The organism is Clostridium sp., from assembly GCF_016650095.1.
Taxonomy (GTDB): domain Bacteria; phylum Bacillota; class Clostridia; order Clostridiales; family Clostridiaceae; genus Clostridium_AD.
Map to the genome: position 1 here is coordinate 1 of NZ_JAENWL010000327.1, position 4,370 is coordinate 4,370.

General features: G+C 33.5%; 5 protein-coding genes. 3 read left to right on the plus strand and 2 right to left on the minus strand.

The annotated features are described in order from the left end of the window. Positions 1-180: 180 nt before the first annotated feature. Positions 181-480, minus strand: coding sequence for a maltose acetyltransferase domain-containing protein (locus JJE11_RS15485; RefSeq protein WP_366927949.1), 300 nt, complete (start codon positions 478-480; stop codon positions 181-183). A 454-nt stretch (positions 481-934) separates the two neighbouring features. Between JJE11_RS15485 and JJE11_RS15490 the strand changes: the two genes are divergently transcribed. The 3 genes from JJE11_RS15490 to JJE11_RS15500 all read left to right on the plus strand — a co-directional run bounded on the left by JJE11_RS15490 (position 935) and on the right by JJE11_RS15500 (position 3,660). Beyond that, positions 935-2,182: an enolase C-terminal domain-like protein gene (locus JJE11_RS15490; RefSeq protein WP_291637221.1), complete on the plus strand. Its 1,248-nt coding sequence runs from the start codon at positions 935-937 to the stop codon at positions 2,180-2,182. Between the two features lie 20 nt (positions 2,183-2,202). After that, positions 2,203-3,015: an SDR family oxidoreductase gene (locus tag JJE11_RS15495; protein ID WP_366927950.1), complete on the plus strand. Its 813-nt coding sequence runs from the start codon at positions 2,203-2,205 to the stop codon at positions 3,013-3,015. Positions 3,016-3,144: 129 nt separating this feature from the next. Continuing rightward, on the plus strand, positions 3,145-3,660 hold the full coding sequence (locus tag JJE11_RS15500; RefSeq protein WP_291637223.1) for a GNAT family N-acetyltransferase: 516 nt from the start codon (positions 3,145-3,147) through the stop codon (positions 3,658-3,660). Positions 3,661-3,791: 131 nt separating this feature from the next. On the opposite strand, the gene JJE11_RS15505 is transcribed toward JJE11_RS15500, so the two are convergent. Beyond that, positions 3,792-3,989 carry a hypothetical protein gene (locus JJE11_RS15505; RefSeq protein WP_291637225.1) on the minus strand — a complete coding sequence of 66 codons (198 nt, stop codon included), beginning with the start codon at positions 3,987-3,989 and terminating at the stop codon, positions 3,792-3,794. Positions 3,990-4,370 lie beyond the last annotated feature (381 nt).

The following is a 4,370-nucleotide window of genomic DNA, read 5'->3' on the forward strand; positions in this document are numbered from 1 at the left end:
ATATCATAAAAGTAAAGCGGCTTTATCCGATAATAGAGCGTTATTTAACAACACATTGAATTCAACTCTTATCTACATAATTGGGATTAGTGTTTTTATCAGCCTTATTTTTGTATCTTGGGAGTTTAATAATAAAGTTACTTCCAACTGCATAAATAATAGCTTGCGAGGGTTGTTATTTTAGCCATCCAAGTAAACACAATTATAGTTAATCGCAGTAAGTCCATGGGTATGTATAATGAAACCATAATCACAACGAAATGACGGTTCAATAAATGTTAGCGGATGATAAGTTCCAAATAATTCTTTTAGAATACTACTTCTTTTTTCTCCTTCAGATGGTCCAGTCTGATTATATTTCCAACATAATTCTTTCGCCTTTTGTTGTAATTCTTTCGCCTTTTGTTGTAATTCTGACGGCATATCTGTGTACTTTGAACAATATCCTTTATTTTGTTTCATAATTTCTGTAAAATTCATTATCTTATTCCTTTCAAATTTTAATATTTATTGAGTTGTTTTACATCTTTCATATGGCGCATTTTTTTACAATATTGTATGTATCGTATTTTCAGAATATATATAAACTATAATGAAATTATAAAATGTTTACTATATTTTTCAAATAACAGGCCTTGCTGAAATAAAAAAAGTTGAGCTCCCTCACCTTATGAATTATCCAATTAATAGACTTGTTACTTTGTTAAAAGCAACAAATATTAGAAAATATACATTTTTGTATTTTCCATGGATTAATTTGAAATTTTAGTTTATTATAATAACAGTGGGCTTGTCTGACGAGTAACAACCGATAAGATGAATAAATAATCGAGGGTACTCCTAGTGATAATTCTTAAAGTAGATATTACACAACAAGTTATTGAATATTTAAATTAAGTCATATAAATTATACTCGTGTGGAAGGAGGAGAAAAATGTCAACTAAAATTACTGATATTAAAGTAATTCTTACGGCCCCTGAGGGTATCAATTTAATTGTCGTAAAAATAGTAACGAACCAAGATGGGCTATATGGGTTAGGGTGCGCAACTTTTTCATATCGTCATTTAGCAGTTAAGTGCGTAATTGAAGAATATTTAAAACCGCTTCTAGTTGGTAGAAGTGTAGAAAATATTGAAGAGTTGTGGCAGTTGATGCATCAAAATGCATATTGGCGCAATGGCCCGATTGAAAATAGTGCTATTTCTGGTGTAGATATGGCACTATGGGATATCAAAGGTAAAATGGCTAATATGCCAGTATATCAATTGTTTGGTGGCAAATGCCGCGAAGGAGTTCCTATCTATCGCCACGCTGATGGCAAAAACTTAAACGAGCTGTGTGAAAATATACAAAAATATAAAGAGCAAGGTATAACTCATATCCGCTGCCAAAGTGGTGGCTATGGTGGCGATAGCTATGGGAAGACACCTTCTAGTTCTCCCAATGGGGCCTTGGATGGAATTTACCTTGACAGCAAAAAATATATGCGTGATACGCTAAAGCTATTTGATGGTATTCGTAGTAAGATTGGGTTTGATATTGAATTGTGTCATGATGTACATGAGCGGTTAAAGCCTATTGAGGCTATTAAATTTGCGTGTGAGTTAGAGAAATATGATTTGTTTTTCTTAGAAGATGCTATTTCATTAGAAGATGGTGAATGGATACGTCAGCTCCGTGCTAAGACCACAATTCCGTTGGCTCAAGGAGAACTATTTAGTAATCCATATGAATGGAAATTTTTGATTTCTGAGCAATTGATTGATTATATTCGTGTCCACCTCAGTCAAATCGGCGGAATTACAGCAGGGCGAAAATTACAGATTTTTGCCGAACAATTTGGAGTAAGAACTGCGTGGCATGGACCAGGTGATATGTCGCCATTAGGTCATGCGGCTAATATACATATTGATTTGTCTGCACGTAATTTCGGGGTGCAGGAATGGTCTGGAACAGAGCCACCGAATTTTGTCATACAAGAGTTAAAAGGACCAAGAGGGGCTTTGCTTGATGTATTTCAAGGTATGCCAGAATATAAGAATGGCTATGTATATGCGAATGATAAACCAGGACTAGGAATTGATATTAATGAAGCTAAAGCAGCAAAATACCCATGCGAAAATACGGTGACAACCTGGACGCAGACAAGACTGAGTGATGGAACGTTGCAGACTCCATAGGTAAGCTCAATGTAAACTTCTTGAAGAAAATTGTATTTGATTATGTGTTTCCAGAATTAAAAAGGAGTGGTATTGTGAGTATGTTTGATATTAAAGGTAAAAAAGCTATTATAACAGGAGGTAGTAAAGGTCTTGGTTATGGAATGGCTGAAGGATTATTAGAAGCTGGTTGTGAAGTGGCTATTATAGGATCTTCAGATAAAATTTTTGAATCAGCAGCAGCTTTTGTTGAAAAAGGATATAAATGCTATGGCGTGAAAGCAGATTTAAGAGATAGGCAAGAAAATTACCGAGCATTTGATGATTGTCTGGCAGCATTGGGTGGTGATTTGGATATTCTAGTAACGGCGGCAGGCATTCAAAGAAGGCATAGCGCAGAGGATTTTCCAATTGAGGAATGGGATGAGGTTATGAGTATTAATCTTAATTCTGTATTTATTATGTGTCAATTGGCAGGGTGCATTATGCTTAAAAAAGGATATGGTAAAATAATTAATATAGCGTCTATGTCATCTTTTTTCGGAGGACAGACAGTTCCAGCATATTCCGCATCTAAAGGTGGTGTAATGCAACTTACAAAGGAAATGTCAAATGATTGGGTAGGCAGAGGGGTTAATGTTAATGCCATTGCCCCTGGTTACATGGCAACGGAAATGAATTCTGCACTGATTTCTGATGAGATAAGAAGCAAGCAAATTTCAGATAGAATTCCTGCAAAGAGATGGGGCACCGGCGAAGACATGAAAGGGGCAACGATATTTTTGGCCTCACATGCAAGTGACTATGTAAGTGGTGCAATTATTCCTGTTGATGGCGGTTATTTGGTAAAATAGCATATATTATATTTTATATTTTTCAAGCTTTATACTTATTTCTAATGTTTTTGCAAAATATATATTGTATTTAAATAAATATTTTTGTATAATTATACACATAAATAATTTGATATTGGGGGTAGATCGATGGAAAAAATGTCCTTTGAGGTTAGAAAAGCTAGTACAAGCGATATTGAAGCAATACGAGTACTGGCAAGAGAATCTTTTAAGATGTATACGGAAAATGCTGGAATTACACAGTTAGTTGCACCTCTTGAGGAAAGCTATGAAGATGTAAAAAAAGCTATAGAAACTACTGAAGTTTTTGTAGCATTATCTAATGAAAAAATTATTGGTAGTGTACGAATTGAACTTAAGCCTGATAACACAGCTTATCTAAGTAGATTTGGAGTTTCAGCACTGCACCAAAATAATGGTATCGGTAAAATATTAATGAATGCAGTGGATAACGCCATGAGAGAATCAGATATCACTTCTTTGTATCTTCATACTGCCTCAAGAATGTTTACACTTATTAGATTTTATTATGGAATAGGCTTCTATATTGAATCTACCACTAACGATCGAGGATATATTAGAGCACTACTATGCAAAGAATATGAATGGGAAGTTGTAGAGCAACCCTTAGATGATATTTGTTGAGATCGTGCAGCAATTTAAATTGTAGCCTTAGTTGCAATTTAATTATAGCGATTCTACTTTTCTTAAAATAAATCAAAGAGAATGTTTAGATAATTCCATTAGGATATGGATCTTTAAGCATTCTCTTTTTATTAGTCACATTTTTCAAAAGTAATGATAGGAATTTTAGCTATATCAGAAATCAAACCATGAATAAAAGCAACCGGCAAAAATATTATAATACTTAAAATCATACTTATTTCATAAAATAGACTGCTTTTTTTAATAGGTTTGCCCTTTAGTCGGCTACGGAGTGCGCTAAATGGTATGCCATAAACGTTTCCAAACATAATCAAAATTCAACGTCAACAACTATTTTATTCAATTAGCAAACATAAACTTCCAGTTTATGTAACGCCCTAAACTCGAACAAGAGTTTAGGGCGTTTATACATTAAAATAAAAAATATGCTAGTTCATAGTATTTGTTGTTGGTTTTTGCGCTCTTATATATTATAATAGAATAAAGATAAAATTGTGTTAAAAATAAGGAAATCAGAGAGAAAGGTGGTATTTATCTGAGTAAATTTATATCTAGCAAACAATTGTTTTTTATCTTACTTATGCCATTAGCTATTCTCCTTACTAAGATATCTAGAATATTCCCAACTTTTATAGAAACATATTATTCCACATCTTTTTATAAAATTATTGCTACTGTTTTGAGTGCAG

Bases quoted from the DNA above. Each gene is read 5' to 3' on its own strand.
- JJE11_RS15490 (WP_291637221.1), top strand. From the start codon at position 935: ATGTCAACTAAAATTACTGATATTAAAGTAATTCTTACGGCCCCTGAG.
- JJE11_RS15500 (WP_291637223.1), top strand. From the start codon at position 3,145: ATGGAAAAAATGTCCTTTGAGGTTAGAAAAGCTAGTACAAGCGATATT.
- JJE11_RS15505 (WP_291637225.1), bottom strand. From the start codon at position 3,989: ATGTTTGGAAACGTTTATGGCATACCATTTAGCGCACTCCGTAGCCGA.
- JJE11_RS15485 (WP_366927949.1), bottom strand. From the start codon at position 480: ATGAATTTTACAGAAATTATGAAACAAAATAAAGGATATTGTTCAAAG.